This is a genomic window from Hymenobacter armeniacus (genome assembly GCF_014699055.1).
In the GTDB taxonomy this organism is placed as follows: domain Bacteria; phylum Bacteroidota; class Bacteroidia; order Cytophagales; family Hymenobacteraceae; genus Hymenobacter; species Hymenobacter armeniacus.
Genome location: NZ_JACXAC010000003.1, coordinates 746392 through 765148 on the forward strand (window position 1 = coordinate 746392; position 18757 = coordinate 765148).

An 18757-nucleotide genomic window follows, 5' to 3' on the forward strand; every position below is an offset into this window, starting at 1 on the left:
AAGCTTATCTATACCTCTACCACTTCCCCCGTGCCGAAATAATAAATAAGGCCTTTCACCTCCGCGTAGCCTAATTGCTCAAAGAGCGTGGCGTAATTCCGCAGCAGGCGCCGGTGTTTCTCCTGCGGCGGGGGCAGGCGGAAATCGAGCAGCGTGACCCGGCCGCCGAGGCGGTGGTGTTCTTCCAGGGAGGGTTCGAGTACGATGCGGTCGGGCTTGTAGTCGCGCAGCTTCACGCCGCCCACCAGGATTTCGCGCTCCGTTTCCACGCTCAGGTGCGGGGCGAAGTAGGGGGCCAGGCGCGGGTCGCTCACCAGCCGTTCGAGGCTGGCCACCAGCTGGGGCCGCTCGCGGGCGCTCAAGATGCCCTCGGCCACGAGCTGGCTGGCCACCCGGCTCACATCGGCGGCCGTGAGCAGGCGGCGCAGGGCAAAGTGCAGCTTGCGGTTCCACTCGCCCTGCTCTTTTTGCTCGTCAAAATCGAAGAGGGTGGTGGCGTGGCGGCGCAGCTTGAGGCGGTCTTCCCAGGGCGCGGCGGCCAGGTTGGTTAGCTCGTAGTTGTTAGTTGTTAGTTGTCCGTTGTCAGGTTTTTTCTTAGCTGGGGAGCCTTGGGAGAGGATGAAGGACACTTGTTCATCTTGCCACTCACCTTGGCTCGCAAGGTAGCCATGCAGCAAATCAGCTACGGAGCGGGCGGCAGTGTTAGTTGTCGGTTGCTCGTTGTCAGTTGTCAGGCTCTTACCCGAACTAACAACTGACAACGAAGAACTAGCAACTAAAGCGGGCTTTTTGCTGATGACGTAGAGGCGGTGGCGCGGCCGGGTGAAGGCCACGTACAGCGTGTTCAGCCCTTCGAGGAAGGTTTTCTCGCGCTCCTCGTCGTATTGGGCCGCCAGGGCAGTTTGCTGAATGCCTTTTTGCAGGCTCACCACGGCCACTTCGGGCATGTTCTCCAAGGGCTTTTCGCCGGCTTCCAGGTGGCCCCAGAGCAGGGTACCCCGGTGCGGCTCCAGGCTCCAGTCGGCAAACGGCACGATGACCACGCCGTAGGCCAGGCCCTTGGCCTTGTGCACCGTGGTGATGGTGATGGCCGCCCGCCCCCCCGGCGCGTTGATGCTGATGCGCCCCTTGCGCTCCTCCCAGTGCGTGAGGAAGTTGCCCAGGTTGTTGCCGAAGCGCAGGCTGTATTCCAGCGTCAAATCGAGGAAGCGGAACAGGTAGTCGCTCTCCCCGTTGCGCCCCAGCAAGCCGAAGAGGTTCAGCAGCCGCTCGGCCAGCTCGTAAAGGCCCAGATTGCCGGTTTCCTGCTCGCGCACGTCGTAGCCCAGGGCCCGCAGCTCGTCGAAAAACGAGTGGCCGCCGGCCGCATTGGCCACCTCAGCAATGTGCCGGGCGCGGGCCGGCGTGGGGGCCAGCCCGCGCACCACCTTGTCCACGAGCAGCAGGGCTTCGGCCCGCGCCAGGGTATCGGCCGGCTGGTGCAGCACCCTGAGGATGCTCACCAGCAGGTTCACCACCTCCGCAAATTCCAGCGCCAGCGAGTCGGCCGAAATGATGGGGTAGCCCCGCTCTTTCAGGAACTTGGCAATGATTTTACTGGCGTAGCGGGTCCGGCACAGCACCGCAATGTCTTCCAACGCGTAGCCCTCGGCCAAGGCCTGCTCCACCAGCTGCAGGGTGAGGTAGCAGGTGCTTTCGTCGTAGCCCAGCACGGCCTCGGGCAGGTGGCCAGGGAGGGCCTCGGGGGTGTAGGCGCCGGTAGCCGCGTCGTAGCGCAGGGCGGGCGCGTCTTTTTGGGTGAACAGCAACTCGACGTGGCCCTGCTGGGCGGTGCTCTGCGACTCGGGCACCTGCTGCCCAAAATGCTCATCAAAAATGCCCGCCACCAGCCCCAGCGTGGCGTGCCGGTCGCTCACCGCCTTGAAAAACGCGTTGTTAAAGTCCACGATTTCGCGGGCCGAGCGGTAGTTCACCTGCAGGGCTTTGGGTTCGAGCACGGGGTCGAGAGTTTCGTAGCGCAGCCGCAGCAACTCGCGCATCTCGGGCTCGCGGGCCCGCGCCACCAGGGCGGCGGTGTTATTCTGGTGCAGGCGCAGAATCTGCTCCATCTCGCCCCCGCGCCAGCGGTAGATGGCCTGTTTGGCGTCGCCCACCGCTAGGCTGCTGTGGCCGTTGGCCAGCGTATTTTCCACCAGTGGCAGCAGGTTGTTCCATTGCAGCACCGAGGTGTCCTGAAACTCGTCAATCAGAATGTGCTCGTACCGCTCGCCCAGCCGCTCGTACAAAAACGGCACCGGCTCGGTGAGCACAATGCTGGCAATGCGCCGGTTAAACTCCGAAATCAGCACCACGTTGCGCTCCCGGCTGATTTGCTCCACCACCTTGTTCAATTCGCTCAGCAGCGAGGCGTGAAACAAGTACGGCTGCATGGCCGCCAGCAGCACGTAGCTCGACAAATACGCCTCGCGCAGCTGTTCCACGGCCGCCACCACCGCCCGCAGCGGCTCCTTCACCGCATCCACGCGGGCGCGGTCGGCCTCGGTCTTGATTTTGCCGCTGTACCACTTGTCGTCGCTGAGCGTGGCCGTCACGTAGCTGTTCGGCCCGGCCTCGGGGGCCAGCAAGTCCACGCCCTTCTGCACGTAGCCAAAGATGCCGCGCTTGCCCTGGAAAAAGTCGCCCTCCGCCACGTCCGCCTGCTCCAGCACCGCCAGTGCCGCCTCCCGCGTCTGGGCAAAGGCCGCCTCAATCTCCGCCCGCTTCGCCCGAATCTGCTTGTCCAGCCGCCGGAAATCGGCCAGCGTCAGCCGGCCCAGCTGCGTCACCGCCTCCTGCACCGTCTCGTTGAACAGCGCCCGCCCGAAGCCCGCCAGCTCCTCGGGCAGCCGGCTCCAGCTTTTGCCCTCGTCGGCCTGCCCCAGCGCGTATTCGGCCAGCGTTTGGGAGAGCAGCCGGCTGTTGGGGTCGCGGTTCACCTTATCGAGCAGCGCGGCCACGGCGCTTTGCAGCACCGCGTCCGTGTCCAGCTCCACCTCAAACGTGGCCGGCAAGCCCAGCTCCCGGGTAAACGCCGTCACAATCCGCTGCACAAACGAGTCAATCGTGCTCACCCCAAAATCGGCGTAGTGGTACAGCACCAGCCGGAATGTCTCGGCCGCCCGCTGCCGCACCTCCGTTTCCGGCAGCTTCAGCTCGGCCGCTATTTCGGCCAGCAGCCCGTCGGCCTTCCCGCCTTCCGGGTACGCAAACCGCCGCAGCGCCCCCACAATGCGCTCCTTCATTTCCCCCGCCGCGTCGTTGGTAAACGTAATGGCCAGCACGCGCTTGAAGTACGCCGGGTCATCGGCGCCCAGCGCCAGCAGCAGGTATTCTTTCGTTAATTGGTACGTCTTCCCCGAGCCGGCCGACGAAGAGTAAATGCGGAAGGAGGGAGGCATTATTAAGGGGTAGTATGAATGAACACTTGGAAGTGTTTGAGATTACTCAAGCACCAAGGGTATCTTATAAAAGCTAGTAGAAATGGACTTTTCATGTTTCCATAGTCCCAGTAATTGATTACTAATTTTTGTGTGGTCCAGATATATAATGCGCATTTGGTGTCCATTAACAAGTGCTATGACCTTTTGTCTACATAATGATTTTTTAAAAGAACATGAACCAGCGAGTTCAGTAGAACCATCACTTGTAACGATTCTGTCAAATACTTTTTTATTGTCAACTATTATCTCAACTCTATCATTAGAGAAGCCGCCAAGAAGAACAATGCTAAATAATGATTTATCACATTTTCCAATAGCGCTACCCGCTGCAACTAGAAAGATGCCAAGGATGAAAAAGGGAGCGTACCTCATGGGATAAATTAAGAGTATAGAACCATATTTGCTAATAGACTAGCCAGCAGCTGGCTTCAGCCAGCTCACCATCTCCGCTGTCACCCGCACCGGCCGGCCGCTTTTGGGGTCGAGCAGCACCCAGGTCGTTTCCGCCTCGCACAGCAGCACGCCGTCGCTCACGCGGCTGAGGCGGGTGAAGCGCAGCGACGTGGCCCCGCTGGTTTCGCCCACCCAGGTGCTGGCCCGCAGCGTCTCGCCCGCGAAAGCCGATTGCAGGTAGCGGACGCGGTGCTCGCGCACCACCCAAATAATTTGGTCGCGCAACTCAGGCGGGCAGATGCTTAGCCAATGTGCGCCGGCCACGTCCTGCACCCAGCGGACGTACTCCACATTATTGGCATGGCCCAGCGCATCAATGGCGCTGGCCGGTACCTGAAATTCGTGCGAGAAGGCGTGGGAGGGCGCGTCGGGCATGGGTAAGAAAAGGGACAAGGCGGAAATAAAGCAGTGCGCAAGACACAAAAGAACGTCATACCGGGCGCAGCGAGGCAATGCGCGAGTGACGCCTTTACTTTCAATTCCATGCAGCCGAACCACGGGGCTGTGCCCCATGGCGCCCCCAGCATCATAGAGCAAGACCTTCTCCGCTAGCGTTCCAAGCCATTGAAAAAAATATCTATGGACTTGGTCAATTGGAAATTCTGCTTATCTTTGACGCAACCTAAGAAACCAAGCCACGGTGGCCCAAACGCTTAGGGAAACTCCACAACCAACCACCATGCCCACCGGAACGGTAAAATTCTTTAATGACACCAAAGGTTTTGGTTTCATCAAAAACGACGAAACTGGCGAAGACATCTTCGTTCACATCAGCGACCTCCAGGTTAGCTCGATTCGCGAAAACGACAAAGTTCAATACGAAGTAGCTCAAGGCAAAAAAGGCCCGAACGCAGTAAAAGTATCGCTGGTTTAATTCAGCTCAAGCTTTGCAATCTAAGAAAGCCCGCCTTTGGTGGGCTTTTTTTTGTGCCCGGCACAGAGGTGCCCGAACGAACTAGAACGTCATGCTGAGCGCAGCCGAAGCATCTCTACCGCACAAGTAGTTCATTTACTTTACCACTTTACCACTTTACCATTGAGTTAGTGCTGCGCTCAAGATGCTTCGGCTGCGCTCAGCATGACATTCTTTTTGCCCCATCCTAGCTTTTCCAAAATAAAACCCGTACCTTTGCACCCGCATTTGAGGACGGCCTAAGTCCGCGCAAGCCCGAGAGTGGCGCTAACGCATTGGTCGCGTAGTTTTTTGGTTGTTTTTTCCCGCCTGATTGTGAAAAGGTAGAAGGAGGGGAAACGTCGCTGAGTACGGCTGTTTTCGGAGCGAGTCTCTTACCCCCTTACCAATTCCACATTCATGGAAGCTGAAAAAATTGTAGTTCGCTTTGACGAGCTAAACCTATCCGAGGAAGTACAACGCGCCATCACCGAGATGGGCTACGAGGAAGCTTCGGCCATTCAGGCCGCCGCCATTCCCGTGCTGCTCGCCGGCAAAGACGTTATCGGCCAAGCCCAGACGGGTACCGGCAAAACCGCTGCCTTCTCCATTCCCGCCATCGACAACATCGATACCGAGAGCAAAGACGTGCAGGTGTTGGTGCTTTGCCCCACCCGCGAACTCGCGGTGCAGGTGTCGGGCGAAATCCAGAAGCTGGGCAAATACAAGCGCGGCCTGATGGTGGTGCCCATTTACGGCGGCAGCCCCTACGACCGTCAGCTCCGCGCCTTGGAGCGCGGCGTGCAAATTGTAATCGGCACGCCCGGCCGGGTGATGGACCACATCGAGCGCGGCACCCTGCGCCTCGACAAAACCACCAAGATTATTCTGGATGAAGCCGACGAAATGCTCGACATGGGCTTCCGCGACGATATCGAGTTCATCCTGACCAAGATGCCCGAAGACCGCCAGACGGTGTTCTTCTCGGCCACGATGAGCAAGCCCATCATGGAGCTCACCAAGAAATATCAGCGCGACCCGCAGATTGTGAAGGTGAACCACAAGACGATGACGGTGACCAACATCGAGCAGAGCTACTACGAGGTGCGCGGCCCCCAGAAAAAGGACGTGCTGACTCGTTTGCTCGACATGTACAACCTGAAGTCGACCATCGTTTTCGCCAACACCAAGCGCATGGTGGACGAAATAGTGGCCGACCTGCAAGCTAAAGGCTACTTCGCCGAAGGCCTGCACGGCGACATGGGCCAGCAGCAGCGCCAGAACACGCTCGATAAATTCCGTAAATCGACGCTGGAAGTGCTGGTGGCCACCGACGTGGCCGCCCGTGGCATCGACGTGGACAACGTGGAAGCCGTAGTGAACTACGACCTGCCTGCCGACGAGGAATACTACGTGCACCGCATCGGCCGCACGGGCCGCGCCGGCAAGTCGGGCAAAGCCTTCACGTTTGTGAGCGGCCGCGACATTTATAAGCTGCGCGACATCATGCGCTTCACTAAGGCCGACATCAAATTGGCGCAGGTGCCGTCGTTTGCCGACGTGTCGGAGGTGAAAACCACGCTGTTCCTGAACCAAATCAAGGAAATCATCGAGAAGGGCAACCTCGACAAATACGTGGGCCGCGTGCAGCGCCTGCTCGACCAGGGCGAAGAAATCACCTCGCTCGACATTGCCGCGGCGCTGCTCAAGATGACCATGAAGGAGGACAAGAGCGCTCAGCAGAGCCTCGACGCCAGCAAGGCCGCCGGTTCGGCTCGCCCCGGCTACACCCGCCTGTTCGTGACCATGGGCAAGAAAGACCGGATTCACCCCCGCGACATCGTGGACTTGATTTCGGAATCGACCAACCTGACCGGTGCCAAAGTGGGCGACATTGCCCTCTACGACAAGTTCAGCTTTGTGGAGGTGCCGTCGGAGTTTGCCGATGAGATTGTGAGCAAGCTGGGCCGCACCAGCATTCAGGGCTCGCCGGTGAGCTTTAGCGTTGCTACTCCCGTGCAGGAGGGCGCCGCCAAAGAAGAGGGTTTCAGCCGCGGCGGTCCTGGCGGTTTCGGTGGCGACCGGGAGCGTCGTCCTTTCAACGGCGGCGAGCGCCGCGAGGGTGGCTACGGCGGCGGCTACAAAGGCGGCAACCGTGGCGGTGGCAGCTTTGGTGGCGGCGAGCGCCGCGAGGGCGGCTACGGCGGTGGCTACAAAGGCAACCGCGACGGTGGCAGCGGCTACGGCAACCGCCCCAGCTACGGCGACCGCCGCGAAGGTGGCACGGGTAAGTCGGGCTACGGCAACCGCCCGAGCTACGGTGACCGTCCCAGCTACGGCAACAAGCCCAGCTACGGCGCCCCGCGCGAGTACGAAACCCCGCGCACGCCCCGCGCCCCCCGCAACGAGAGCTTTGACGAATAGCCACTAATAGGCTGATTACCTGGATTAACCAGATTAGGTGACGATTATGTGTGAATAGATTAGAAGAAGGTTAGAAGACAAAAAAGCCGCCCATTGGGCGGCTTTTTTGTTGCCTTAACAAACAAGAAAGAAGAACTTATTTGGCCGAGTCGCGCAGGGCCTTGATGGTGTTGTGGGCCTCCTGCACACCTTGGTATTGCTTTTCGATTACCGATTTCAGGTTGCTGGGCAGGTCCTGGGCTTTGAGGGCGGTTTGGTAAGCTTTCACGGCGTAGTCTTCGCCGCGCTCACACTCGTTGAGAACGGCTTTGTTGTCTTTGCTGGTCAGGGCCGATTTCAGGTCAATCCAGGCGCGGTGCACGGTGCCGGTTATCGACGAGCTTTCGTCGGGCTTGAGGTCCAGCTTGAACATCTGGTCCTCGATTTCAGTGATGTAGCTGGCGCGCTGGGCGGCGTATTTCTTGAACGTATCTTTCAGGCTGCTGTCCTCCACGTCGGTCATGGCGTCGGCGTAGCCTTTCTGGCCATCTTTGAGGGTTTCAACTAGTTCGTTGAGGAGGGCGGTGGTGGCTTTGGCTTCCATTGGGAAAGAGAAAAGTAAGTTGGAAAGTATGCTCCGTTTACTGCCTCACCCATGGGAAGGTTACAGACGCTGCGCGCAATGAAGAAAGAGCGGAACGGGTTACCGAACCTTGGCATCGAAATTTATAGCGTCCTCTTTCTCATGCGCCGCCGCCATGGCCTGGCCGGCCAGGAATCCGGTTGTCCAGGCCGCCTGAAAGTTGAAGCCGCCCGTGATGCCGTCGATGTCGAGCACTTCGCCCGCGAAATACAGGCCGGGCACGCGGCGGCTTTCCATGGTTTTCAGGTCGACTTCGTCGAGCACCACGCCGCCACAGGTCACAAACTCTTCTTTATAAGTGGTTTTGCCCCGCACGGCCAGGGGCGAACGCAGCAGCAGCTCCAACAGGCGGTTTTGGGCTTTGGCTGGGAGGTCGCTCCACCGGGTGTCGGGCGCAATGCCGGCTTGCTCGGTAAGGTTGCGCCAGAGGCGCTGGGGCAAGCCAAACTGGGGGTTGGACGCCACGGTTTTCTTCCCGTTTTCCTGCCGGAACTGCTGCAGCCAGGGCCGTAGCGTTTCTTCGGTGTGCGCGGGAATCCAGTTAATCAGGGCCGTGCCCACGTAGCCCAGCTCGCTGAGCCGGCGGGCGCCCCAGGCCGAAAGCTTGAGTACCGCCGGCCCGCTCACGCCCCAATGCGTCACCAGCAGCGGACCTTCGTATTGCAGTTTCTCGCCGGCCAACACCACCCGGGCGTGGGGCACGCTCACGCCCATGAGTTCTTGCAGCGGCGACTCCGGCACGTTGAAGGTGAAGAGCGATGGTACCGGTTCGGCAATGCGGTGGCCCAGCTGGCGCAGCCAGTCATAATTGGCGCTTTTGGGGTTGCCGCCGGTGGCAATGAGCACCTGATGGGCGTGCAGCGTGGGGCCTAGTGCGGCCGCGCCGGCGCCACTCATCCGCAGGCGAAAGCCCCCCGTGGGCAGGGGCTGAATGTCGTCGGCGCTGGTGTTGGTCAGTACCTGTACGCCGGCCCGGCGGGCAGCCTCCTCCAGGGCGCGGGCAATGGTTTCGCTCGAGTCGGTGGTGGGGAATATGCGGCCGTCGGCCTCGGTCTTCAGCGCCACCCCGCGCCGGGCAAACCAGGCAATGGTGTCGGCCACACCAAAGCGCTGAAAAGCACTTTTGAGCTGCTTGCTGCCGCGCGGATAGTGCGCCACGAGTTGGGCTGCGGTTTCGCAGGCGTGCGTGACGTTGCAGCGCCCGCCGCCCGACACGCGCACTTTGCTCAGCAGCTTGCCGGTTTTTTCCAGCAGCAGCACCCGCACGTGCGGGTTGGCTTCGGCACAGGCAATGGCACCAAAGAAGCCGGCCGCGCCGCCGCCCAGCACGGCCATCAGGGGAGGGGTAGCATCGGTTTTCACCGCGCAAAGGTACAGCGGGCCTGCTTGGGCCACCGGTTAGCAGTGCTCCAAGGCGGCCAGCACGTCGTCGTGCTGAAACGTATAAGGCACCAACGAGCGCACCAGGCTGCTGTCGATGGTTTTGCCGCTCACGCCCTTTTCGTCTTTGAAGGTGGGGGCTTCCAGCTTGAGGTAGCGCGCCGCGGCCGGGTAAAAATCACGACGGGTTGGGTGTTGTTCGGCGCACACATTGAAGGTGTGACCCCACACGCCGTGCCGGATGATGGCCGAGAGCACCCCCACCACGTCGGTAAGGTGCACCAGGTTAACGGGCGCGTTGCCTTGTTCGAGGTCGCGGCGGCCCGCCAGAAAGCGGCCGGGGGCGCGGTCGGGGCCCATGAGGCCGCCCAGGCGCACCACCGTGCTTTTCCATTGCCCATAGCGGGGCACGAAGTGGCCCTCGGCGCGCAGCACATCGGAAGCCGCGTCGCGGGTGCTGAGGGCGTCGGCTTCGCGCATCAGGCGCGGCTCGTTCGGATACACGCTGGTGGAGCTCACAAACAGCACGTGGCGCGTGCCGGCGGCGGCCACGGCCCGGTGCACCGGCCGCAGCAGCGAGGGATAGGCGCCGGCGGGGGCGGCCCGGGGCGGCACGTTCAGCACCAGCACATCGGCCGCGCCCAGCAGGCGCAGGAGCAGGGCTTCAGCCGGGGCATTAAAATCAGCACCCAGGCTAAGCAGATGCGACTGAATGCCAGCGGCCTCCATGCCGGCCAGGTTTTCGGGGGTGGTAGTGGTGCCTAGCACCACGTGGCCGGCGGCGGCCAGGGCGCGGGCCAAGGCCAGGCCCAGCCAGCCGCAGCCCAGCACTAATACGGTGGGGTGTTCCGCTCCAGATGTCGTGCTCGCGGAGCCCCCGGAATTGGAACTTGTCATGCAACCTCAACAATTAACTTGGCCTGATGGCCCGAAGTTGCGAAAAAAATACGTAATACTATATTTAACAGGTGAAATGGGACGCCGTCTTCCGGTTGCGGGTAGATGGTCGGGGCCTAGTACCTTCGGGTGGCGGACACGCCCGCACTTCCCACCCATTTTTATTCATTTGCATGAACACTCCTTACTCGCAACCCATGCTGCGCGACAACGCGCTGGCCGGCAAAACCATCATTGTGACCGGCGGCGGCACTGGCCTGGGACGGGCCATGACCACCTATTTCCTGCAGCTGGGGGCCAACGTCACCATCAGCAGCCGCAAGCTTGAGGTGCTGGAAAAAACCGCCGAGGAGCTGCGCCAGCAAACCGGCGGCAAGGTGCTGGCTGTGGCCTGCGACGTGCGCAAGTACGACGAGGTGGAAGCCATGCTGGAGCGCACCGTGCAGGAGTTTGGCGGCGTCGACGTGTTGCTGAACAATGCGGCCGGCAATTTCATCAGCCCCACGGAGCGCCTGTCGCACAAGGCGTTCGACGTAATTGTGGACATTGTGCTGCGCGGCACCTACAACTGCACGCTGGCCGTGGGCAAGCGCTGGATTGCCGACCAGAAGCCCGGTACCATTCTCAACATCGTGACGACGTATGCCTCGGTGGGCTCGGCCTTTGTGGTGCCCTCGGCAGCGGCCAAGGCGGGCGTGCTCGCCATCACCCGCTCGCTGGCGGTGGAGTGGGCCAAGTACGGCATTCGCTCCAATGCCATTGCACCCGGCCCGTTCCCGACGGAAGGCGCCTGGAGCCGCCTGTTCCCCGAGCCCCTGGCCAGCAAGCTCGACCCGGCGGCCAGCGTGCCGCTCAAGCGCGTGGGCCAGTACCAGGAGCTGGCCAACCTGGCTGCCTACCTGGTGTCGGATTTCTCGGCCTACGTGAACGGGGAAGTGGTAACCATCGACGGCGGCGAGTGGCTCAACGGCGCCGGCGAATTCAATAAGCTGGAAATGCTGACGCCCGCCATGTGGGACCAAATCGAAAAGACCATGCGCCGCTAAACCGGGAATTGGAAAGAATTGCCCGGATTTTGGCGACCCCGACTAACGGATAATCACCAAAAAGGCTTGCCAAACGGCAAGCCTTTTTAATTAGCGCTAGATAATCAGCGTGCACAAAATACGGGCAATCCAAAAAAATTGTCCGAATCCGTGGTTCAGAATTTATACCCTTTGTAGTCCTTCGAAAATTCTTCGAGCGGGATGGGCTGGTTGGGCACCACGTCCTGAAACTCGAACCGTTCGAATAGGCCTTTGTCGTCGTTGACCTGCACGAGCATGGGCAGGTAGGTCTTGGGGTCGACGCAGAGCACCGTGCGGCGGCCGTAGGCATTGGGCACCTGCAGCACTTTGCCTTCGGGTATTTTCTCGCCGATGCTCAGGTTGTTGCGCTCCACCACGCGGTAGGCGCCGCAGCCAAACCGTTCGGCCACCGTCTCGATGGTTTCGTTCTTGCCGGCTTTGTAGCTCACGTATCGAAATTGGGGATAGTCGGAGCGCAGCACGTAGCCGGTGCGGCCCTGCAGGGTGGTATCGCCCACGTAGCGGAACGAACGACTATAGGAGTTGTCCTGCCGCAGCCCGGTGTTGCGCAGCAGGTCCGAAATGGTGCCGAAACCGGCTTGCAGGGCCGTGTGGTGCTGGTTGCTGCGCATCAGCTTACCGTTGGGGTCCAGGCTGAGGGTCACGTAGGGAAAGCTGGCGGGGTACACCCAGGCGTCGCCGTCGTTCTGGCCCTGCAGCCACAGCACTTCCACGCCTTTCTGGTTTTTGATGTAGATGCGCAGCGGCTTGTAGGTCAGCTTCATGATGCTGCGCGCCTGGTTGATGTTGCCCCCAATGCGCTCCTGGGCTTTCACCGTGCACCGCAAGTATTTCAGGCCTTCAATGGCCGCGCTCATGCGGGCGGTCAGCTGCTCGGTGGTGATGGCGGGCGGCGGGCTGGTGGCGGCCACCGTTACGGCAGCCAGCGCTCCGGCCACACCGGCCAGGCGAAAAGTAAAAACCGAACCGGTCAAAAAGGGCCTCATAGGGTATAAAAACAGATAAATGCAGTTCTAGGATAAGCCAATGGCTTAGTTTAGGCTGATGTGCGGGAAGCGCGAAGCCGTGCTGTCGAAAATAAACAGCTCGTCGATTTCGACGCCTTCCAGAAAATGAAACAGCGGAAATTGTTCCACCACGGCGCGCACTGCGGCGGCATCGTCGCCGTGCATGGTTACCCAGCCGCGGCTGCGGTCGCTGCTGATGGCGTATACTTCCACAATCTTCTCGCTCAGCAGCTGGTTGATGAAGGCCCGGTGGCTCGGAATGAGTGAGATAAATTCCTCATCGAAAGTTTCCGGCAACCGAAGGGAAACGACAAACGTGGGCATAAAGAAAAGAAGCTGGAAGGCCGGAAAGGTAGCGCATCCGGCTAAGAGACGCTACGCGCGCAGGAAAATATGGTAGCCCGGTAGCCGGGAGCGCTCGGTAAGCCTGCCGGACCCTACGAATGACCCAACTCGGCTACGCTGGGCAGCGCGGCATCGCCCTTGGCCGGTTCGGCTGCGGCGTCGGGCTGGGCCAGGGTCGGTTCGGTGCCCTCGGCTTGGCCCCGGGCGGTGGCTTCCCACTCGCGGTACTTGGTGATTTCGACCTGGAACTTGCCCACGAACCAGCTCACGAGGCTCAGGTCGTCGAGGAAGCCGACCACAGGAATAAAGTCGGGAACCAAGTCGATGGGCGACAACACGTACAGCAGCACGGCCAGGCCCGAAATGATGGTGCTGGTGGAAATCTCGCGGTATTCGCCGCTGATGTAGCTGCGCACGAGGCGCACCAGCGTAAGGGCGACGTCGAAAAGCTGGCGAAACTTGTTGGTGTGGCTTTTTTGGTCCGCCAGCTTGTCGGCGGCTTCGTTGAGCACCGTGACAACTTTGAACGGACGGCCCAGCAGCTTGGTGGCCCGCGCAATGAAGACGTTGAAGATGACGTTTTTGGAAAGCTTCAGCCCTTTTTCGGAAAGTGATGACATGAGTAAAGTGGTGGGGGTGAGGCTGACTTTACGCGCAAGGTTCAGCCGGCGTTGTTTGGCCGTAGTCAAACTCCGTGCCCGGCCGCGGGCGCTAGCGGGCAAACAGCGGCGTGGTGCCGCCCACCCAGTCCTTGTCTTTGTTGAAATCGACGCCAATCATCTCACCCCGGCTCAGGCGGCTCAGGCCGGTGAGCAGCTGGGGGCGGGGTTCGCCCACGGGCCAGATGTAGAGCAGGCGGATTTCGCACTTCACCAGGCCGTCGGGCGATTGCACCACGGGCTCGTACGTCACCTTGCGCTGCAGCAAATAGTGCTGCTTGTCGGGCAGCGCATCCAACTCGGCCGCGGTGAAATGCAGACGCACCCCGGCTCCGGCAAATGAAAACAAGGGCTTCAGCACATAATTTTCGAGGTCGGCCGGGTATTCCTGCAGCTCGTGCAAGAAGTAGCTTGGCGGCACAAAGGGGCCCTGCAGCAGCGGCAGCGTAAACTTGCTGATGCGGAAAAACCAGTTGGGGTGCCCCACCCAGGCCACGTCCACGTCTTCGGTGAGGTGAAACTCCGGGTTTACTTCCGGGTAGCGCGCCAATTCATCGAAGATGATGCGGTTATAAATGCGCGTAATGCGAATTTCCCGCCCGTCCTTCTCATAAAACAGCTGCCGCCCGCGCCGGCGTAGGCGGGTGAGGCACACCGCCTCGATGCCCCACAGCTGGTGGGTGAGCGCAAAGTCGACGCGGGTTTTCTGCTTTTCGGGAAACAGCTCCAGCAAAATCACGTTTTCGGCGGGCTGGTCGGCCAGAATGAAGTCCCGCATGCGCTGCTGGTACGCCGCAAAGTCGGCCACGCCCAAAAACGGCGTCACCGAATCGGGAATGGGGAAGTGGCGCGCAAACACGCCGGGCAGCCACGACTGAAACGCATACAGCGACGGAAAGCCCTGCATCTCAATCAGCTGCGGCTCCAGCTCGCCGTTGGCGTCGCGGCACACCGCGAAGTCAAATGTCAGAAATTCGGGCCGCGCATCCTCATTGGGCACGCGCTGGTGCGGCGGGATGGCCGCCTCGGTTAGCTCCTTAAAGTCGGGCAGCTCAATGACCTGGATGATGCTTTCGCCGGCCGCAATCAGCTTGTCGCGCAAGCCAGCGGGCACAAAAACCGGCGTTTCGGCCACGCGGAAATCCAGTTGGCCGGGCAGTTGCCGCTCAATGTCGGCGAGCATTTCCTGGTAGCGGGCCGAGCTGAAGGCGGCATTGTAGGCGTGGCGGGGTTCCGGAATCATGAGCGGAGGCAGCGACAATGAATGGGGTTAGGCGTTGGCAAATTGGCCCAGCCCGGCCAGCGCGCGGCGCAGGAAGGTGGGCACCACCACTGCTTCGGTATGTTCAATGGTGGTGGGGTCGGCCAGCAGGCGCACCATCTCGTGGTACTTGGCCTCGCCGTAGGTTTCGATGACCTGCTGCTTGCGCTCGTCGGTGAGCATGTAGCGGAGCATGCCTTCGCCGTCGGCCTCGGGGTGGAACTGGGTGCCCACCACCTCGGGCGTGAAGCGAATGGCCATCACGGCGCGCTCCAAGGGCACGTGGGGCCGTTCTTTTTCCAGGCACAGCACTTGGGCGCCGTAGGCATTGAGGCGGGCGAGGTCGAGATTGGTCAGCTGGTAGTCGCGCGAGTCGACGATGTAAAACGGCTCGGGCAAGCCCTGCAGCACAGGTTCGGCCAGGCCAGCGGGCGTGAGGTGCACCGGCAGCACGCCAAACGAGGTCGACTTGCGCCGGCTCACGGTGCCCAGGCCCAGGTGCCGGCTCACCAGCTGGAAGGAATGGCAAATCAGCAGCAGGTGTTTTTTGGCTTCCTGGGTTTGGTTGTGGGCCAGCAGCGCGTCGATGAAATCGAAATAGTGGCGCTCCCAGGGCTCGTTGGAGGGCAGGGGGCTGCCAGGCCCGCCGCTTGAAATGTAGATGTCGTAATCGAGGCCCGGCACCACGCTTTCGGCCCTCACATTATAGGTATCGACGTCGAACACCACGCCGTTTTCGGCCGCCCCGCGGGCCAGCAGCTGCCGAATGCAGCGCATGCCCTCGTTGCGGGCATTGTCGTACATGTCAAGAATAGCAATGCGAATAGTCTCCATATAAATAAGTATCAGAAAAAAGGGCCGGCCGGAGCCAGCCTGTGCAACAAACCCGGTGAAAAAAGAAGCAACGCCGGCCGGAAGGCGGGCGTTGCACGGGCAAAGATACAATTAGTAGAGGCCCTGCGTGGTTTCCGACAGGATGTAGTCGACCACTTTGCTCAGGTCGTTGGTTTCGCGGAACACGGCCAGCTGGCGGTCGGCGCCGGTGCCCATCTCCATCATTTTCAGTACGTATTCCACCTCGTGGCGGCTGCCGAGCTCGTCCACCACGTCGTCGATGAAGTCGAGCAGCTCGAGGATGAGCTTGCGGGTGGGCACCTCTTCCTGCTTGCCAAAGTCTATCATCTGGCCGTCGAGCCCGTAGCGCGCCGCGCGCCATTTGTTTTCCTTAATAAGGGCGCTGCGGTAAATCCGAAAATTCAGGTTCTGGGCTTTCAGCTTGTAGATTTTGGCTACCAGCGCCTGCATGATGGCGGCCACGGCAATGGTTTCGTCGGCCCGCATCATCATGTCGCAAATGCGGTATTCGATGGTGTCGAAGAAGGGATGCAGGCGCACGTCCCACCAGATTTTCTTGCCGTTGTCGATGCAGCCCGTCTTTATCAGGAGCTGCACAAACTCGTCGTAGTCGCTGGCGCTGTGGAAGTAGCCCGGAATGCCCGTGCGCGGAAACCGCTCAAACACCTTGGTCCGGAAGGACTTGTAGCCGGTTTCGCGGCCCTCCCAAAACGGCGAGTTGGTGCTGAGCGCAAACAGGTGCGGCAGGAAATACCGCAGCGTGTTCATCATGTACACGCCGATTTCGCGGTTTTCGATGCCCACGTGCACGTGCATGCCAAACACAAGGTTGGAGCGAGCGGCTTCCTGCAGCTCTTCCACAATCTTGTCGTAGCGGGCGTCGGGCGTGATGGGCTGCTCTTGCCAGCGCGAAAACGGGTGCGTGCCGGCCGCGCCAATCTTCAGATTTTGGCGGTCGGCCAGCTCTATTACCTGGCGGCGCAGGTGCAGCACTTCGGTGCGGGCCTCGGCAATGTTGTGGCAGATGTTGGTGCCCACTTCCACCACGGCTTGGTGCATCTCGGCTTTCACCTGCTCTTGCAGCGTCACCCGGCCGCCTTCTACTATTTGCGAGAGGTGGGAGCGCAGCTCCCGGGTTTCGGGGTCAATGGTCTGAAATTCTTCCTCGATGCCGAGGGTAAACGTGGGCATAGCCATACGGAGAACGAATGCGAAGGAAAGGAGGACAGACACGGTACTGCCCGGCGCGTGAAGGCCGCACGCCGGGCAGTACCTGCGTTGGGGTAGGGGCTACTCGGTCTTTTTAGGAGCGGCTTTTTTGGCGGCAGCGGCCTTGGGCGCAGCGGCCTTTTTGGCCGGAGCCGCGCCTTTTTTGGCCGCCGACTGCTCGCTGGCCGAGACTTCCCCGGTGGGAGGCTCGGGCTTGGGGGCGCCGGCGGCTTTCTTGGGCCCGGCTTTCTTGGCGGCGGGCTTGGGGGCGCCGGTAGCACCCAGGTCGTTGGTTTCGCGCACGGCCTGGCCCATCTGCACGTTGGCGCCAATGGTGGGCGAGCCTTTGGGCGCGGCACGCACCGAATCCTGCACGAACGTGCCCCAGGTGAGGTTGGTGCGGCCGGCGCGGTGGGACTGGGCGCGCTCAATGGCCAGCTGCGCGGCGTGTTCCACCACCCACTCAAAGTTCTCGGGGCCAACGGAGTTGATGTCGGCATCGGGGGCGGGGTTGCCGAAATCGATGGCAATGGGAATGCCGTCGCGCACGGCAAATTCCACCGTATTGAAGTCGTAGCCCAGGCCCTGGCACAGGCGCAGGGTGTAGTTCTTGATGGTGTCGAGCAGGCGCTGGCCGGCTTCGCCTTCTGTTTTCATCGTGGTCTGGTACCGCTCGTGGGGGGCATTGCGGGGCTCGTAGGGCATGATGAGCACGTGCTTGCCGCCCAGGCAGTAGCAGCGGAAATAGTCTTCAAACTCAATGGCTTCCTGGTACAGCATCACCAGTTGGCCGGTTTCGTCGTAGGCGCGCCAGGCCTGTTCGGGGTTGTCCACCTTGTACACGCTCTTCCAGCCGCCGCCCGCGTGGGGTTTCATAAAGGCCGGGAAACCAATGTGGTCGAAGGCTTTCTGCCAGTCGAACAGGGCCAGGTTGCGGAAGGAGTTTTCGGTGGTGTCGTCGGGGCGGTGTTTGCTGGGGAGCAGGAGCGTTTTGGGTACGGGCACGCCCAACTGCACGGCCAGCGCGTTGTTGAAAAACTTCTCGTCGGCGCTCCACCAGAAGGAATTGTTGATGATGGCCGTACCCGTAAGCGCCGCGTTCTTCAAATAGGCGCGGTAAAAGGGCACGTCTTGCGAAATGCGGTCAATGATGACGTCGTAGCCGCAGGGCACGGCTTGTTCCACCTGCTCAATGTTCACGAACTCGGCCGTGATGCCGTTCACGGCCTTTTGGTTCACGCGGTCGACGAAGGCCTGGGGGAAGGTGTTTTCTTGTCCGAAAAGGATGCCGATTTTTTTCATGGCTGGGGTGTTGGCTTGCCGGTAGGCAGGGGGTGAAAGAGAGTTGGTAATAAGAAGAAGTGCGGGAAGGAGTTAGCCAATGGTGTTCAGGTACTGCGGAAACATTTCGCGCCACACCGGCCAGTCGTGGTTGCCGAAGGGCTTCACATCCAGAGTGTAGTGAATGCCCTTGTCGCTGAGAAGACGGGCCATTTGAAAGTTCGACTCTTTGCAGAAGTCGTGTTCGGCCGTGCCCAGGATGATGTTCATCCACTGAAAATGCTCGCTCTGCGCGCCGGGTATGTACTCGGGCGGATTGTTGTAGTACACGTTGTCGTCGTGGTAGCCGTCCACAAACTGCCGGATATCGAAGGCCGCGCCCATCGTGAACAGGTGGGCCACCTGGTGGGGATGCCGGAAGGCGAAGTTGAGGGCGTGAAAGCCCCCGAAGCTGCAGCCGGCCACGCCAATCTTGTCGACGTGGCATTCGCGCTGAAGCATGGGCACCAGCTCTTCGCTCAGAAACTGATCGTAGAACACGTGGTTTTGCACCCGGATGCGCGGCTCCAGGTGCTTGGCGTACCAGGAATGCGCGTCGATGCTGTCGATGCAAAACAGCTTCACCCGGCCGGCTTCCACCAGCGGGCGGGCCTCTTCAATGAGCTTGAAGTCGCGGGCTTCGTTGGTGTGGCCGCCGGAGGTGGGAAAAATGACCACCGGGTAGCCCCAGGTGCCAAAAACCAGCATGTCGATGTCTTGGCCGAGGTGGTGCGAGTAAAAGCGGCGGTGTTGTTCCTGCACGGCGGGGGCGTAAAAAGGGTGGGGTGGAGGGCACGGCTTGGGGTAAGCTGTACGGCAAACTAGTCATAAATAACCGGCCTGCCATAGCCCATTGGATTTTTCAG

Annotated in this window: 17 protein-coding genes; 3 read left to right on the forward strand and 14 right to left on the reverse strand. The window is 60.7% G+C overall.

The genetic code is table 11. The features are described from left to right. Positions 1 to 8 precede the first annotated feature (8 nt). The 3 genes from IC234_RS11455 to IC234_RS11465 are packed head-to-tail and all read right to left on the reverse strand — an operon-like array spanning position 9 to position 4325. The gene (locus IC234_RS11455; RefSeq protein WP_190924604.1) at positions 9 to 3437 is read right to left on the reverse strand and encodes a UvrD-helicase domain-containing protein; all 3429 of its coding nucleotides are present in this window, start codon (positions 3435 to 3437) and stop codon (positions 9 to 11) included. A 42-nt stretch (positions 3438 to 3479) separates the two neighbouring features. Next, positions 3480 to 3851, reverse strand: a complete 372-nt coding sequence (locus tag IC234_RS11460) for a hypothetical protein (protein ID WP_190924606.1) — start codon at positions 3849 to 3851, stop codon at positions 3480 to 3482. 39 nt (positions 3852 to 3890) lie between these two features. After that, positions 3891 to 4325 carry an acyl-CoA thioesterase gene (locus IC234_RS11465; protein ID WP_190924608.1) on the reverse strand — a complete coding sequence of 145 codons (435 nt, stop codon included), beginning with the start codon at positions 4323 to 4325 and terminating at the stop codon, positions 3891 to 3893. A 286-nt stretch (positions 4326 to 4611) separates the two neighbouring features. Between IC234_RS11465 and IC234_RS11470 the strand changes: the two genes are divergently transcribed. After that, positions 4612 to 4806 (forward strand): cold-shock protein, encoded by a 195-nt coding sequence (locus IC234_RS11470; RefSeq protein ID WP_068239330.1) that lies wholly within the window; start codon positions 4612 to 4614, stop codon positions 4804 to 4806. A 438-nt stretch (positions 4807 to 5244) separates the two neighbouring features. Continuing rightward, on the forward strand, positions 5245 to 7248 hold the full coding sequence (locus tag IC234_RS11475; protein WP_190924610.1) for a DEAD/DEAH box helicase: 2004 nt from the start codon (positions 5245 to 5247) through the stop codon (positions 7246 to 7248). Positions 7249 to 7384: 136 nt separating this feature from the next. Here IC234_RS11475 and IC234_RS11480 read toward each other — a convergent pair whose 3' ends face one another. The 3 genes from IC234_RS11480 to IC234_RS11490 all read right to left on the reverse strand — a co-directional run bounded on the left by IC234_RS11480 (position 7385) and on the right by IC234_RS11490 (position 10147). Then, positions 7385 to 7831 carry a PA2169 family four-helix-bundle protein gene (locus tag IC234_RS11480; protein ID WP_190924612.1) on the reverse strand — a complete coding sequence of 149 codons (447 nt, stop codon included), beginning with the start codon at positions 7829 to 7831 and terminating at the stop codon, positions 7385 to 7387. Positions 7832 to 7930: 99 nt separating this feature from the next. Beyond that, positions 7931 to 9232 (reverse strand): BaiN/RdsA family NAD(P)/FAD-dependent oxidoreductase, encoded by a 1302-nt coding sequence (locus IC234_RS11485; RefSeq protein WP_317173368.1) that lies wholly within the window; start codon positions 9230 to 9232, stop codon positions 7931 to 7933. A 36-nt stretch (positions 9233 to 9268) separates the two neighbouring features. After that, positions 9269 to 10147 carry a Rossmann-fold NAD(P)-binding domain-containing protein gene (locus IC234_RS11490; RefSeq protein WP_190924614.1) on the reverse strand — a complete coding sequence of 293 codons (879 nt, stop codon included), beginning with the start codon at positions 10145 to 10147 and terminating at the stop codon, positions 9269 to 9271. Between the two features lie 173 nt (positions 10148 to 10320). On the opposite strand from IC234_RS11490, the gene IC234_RS11495 reads away from it, so the two are divergent. Next, the gene (locus tag IC234_RS11495; RefSeq protein WP_190924616.1) at positions 10321 to 11193 is read left to right on the forward strand and encodes an SDR family oxidoreductase; all 873 of its coding nucleotides are present in this window, start codon (positions 10321 to 10323) and stop codon (positions 11191 to 11193) included. A gap of 155 nt (positions 11194 to 11348) precedes the next feature. Here the strand turns inward: IC234_RS11495 and IC234_RS11500 are convergent, their stop codons facing one another. The 8 genes from IC234_RS11500 to IC234_RS11535 form a co-directional block, all read right to left on the reverse strand. Beyond that, entirely contained in the window at positions 11349 to 12221 is an 873-nt protein-coding gene (locus IC234_RS11500; RefSeq protein WP_190924618.1) for a DUF1571 domain-containing protein, read from the reverse strand. Between the two features lie 45 nt (positions 12222 to 12266). Next, the gene (locus tag IC234_RS11505; RefSeq protein WP_190924620.1) at positions 12267 to 12566 is read right to left on the reverse strand and encodes a hypothetical protein; all 300 of its coding nucleotides are present in this window, start codon (positions 12564 to 12566) and stop codon (positions 12267 to 12269) included. A gap of 113 nt (positions 12567 to 12679) precedes the next feature. Further along, a complete protein-coding gene (locus tag IC234_RS22250; RefSeq protein WP_190924622.1) occupies positions 12680 to 13207 on the reverse strand; it encodes a YkvA family protein in 528 nt (175 codons plus the stop codon). A gap of 91 nt (positions 13208 to 13298) precedes the next feature. Further along, entirely contained in the window at positions 13299 to 14489 is a 1191-nt protein-coding gene (locus tag IC234_RS11515) for an ATP-grasp domain-containing protein (protein WP_190924624.1), read from the reverse strand. 27 nt (positions 14490 to 14516) lie between these two features. Beyond that, the gene (locus tag IC234_RS11520; RefSeq protein WP_190924626.1) at positions 14517 to 15341 is read right to left on the reverse strand and encodes a type 1 glutamine amidotransferase; all 825 of its coding nucleotides are present in this window, start codon (positions 15339 to 15341) and stop codon (positions 14517 to 14519) included. Positions 15342 to 15452: 111 nt separating this feature from the next. After that, complete coding sequence (locus IC234_RS11525; RefSeq protein ID WP_190924628.1) at positions 15453 to 16553, reverse strand: carboxylate-amine ligase; 1101 nt, start codon at positions 16551 to 16553, stop codon at positions 15453 to 15455. A 99-nt stretch (positions 16554 to 16652) separates the two neighbouring features. Next, positions 16653 to 17873, reverse strand: coding sequence for an ATP-grasp domain-containing protein (locus IC234_RS11530; RefSeq protein WP_223827613.1), 1221 nt, complete (start codon positions 17871 to 17873; stop codon positions 16653 to 16655). A gap of 72 nt (positions 17874 to 17945) precedes the next feature. Continuing rightward, positions 17946 to 18653, reverse strand: coding sequence for an alpha/beta fold hydrolase (locus IC234_RS11535; RefSeq protein WP_190924630.1), 708 nt, complete (start codon positions 18651 to 18653; stop codon positions 17946 to 17948). Positions 18654 to 18757 lie beyond the last annotated feature (104 nt).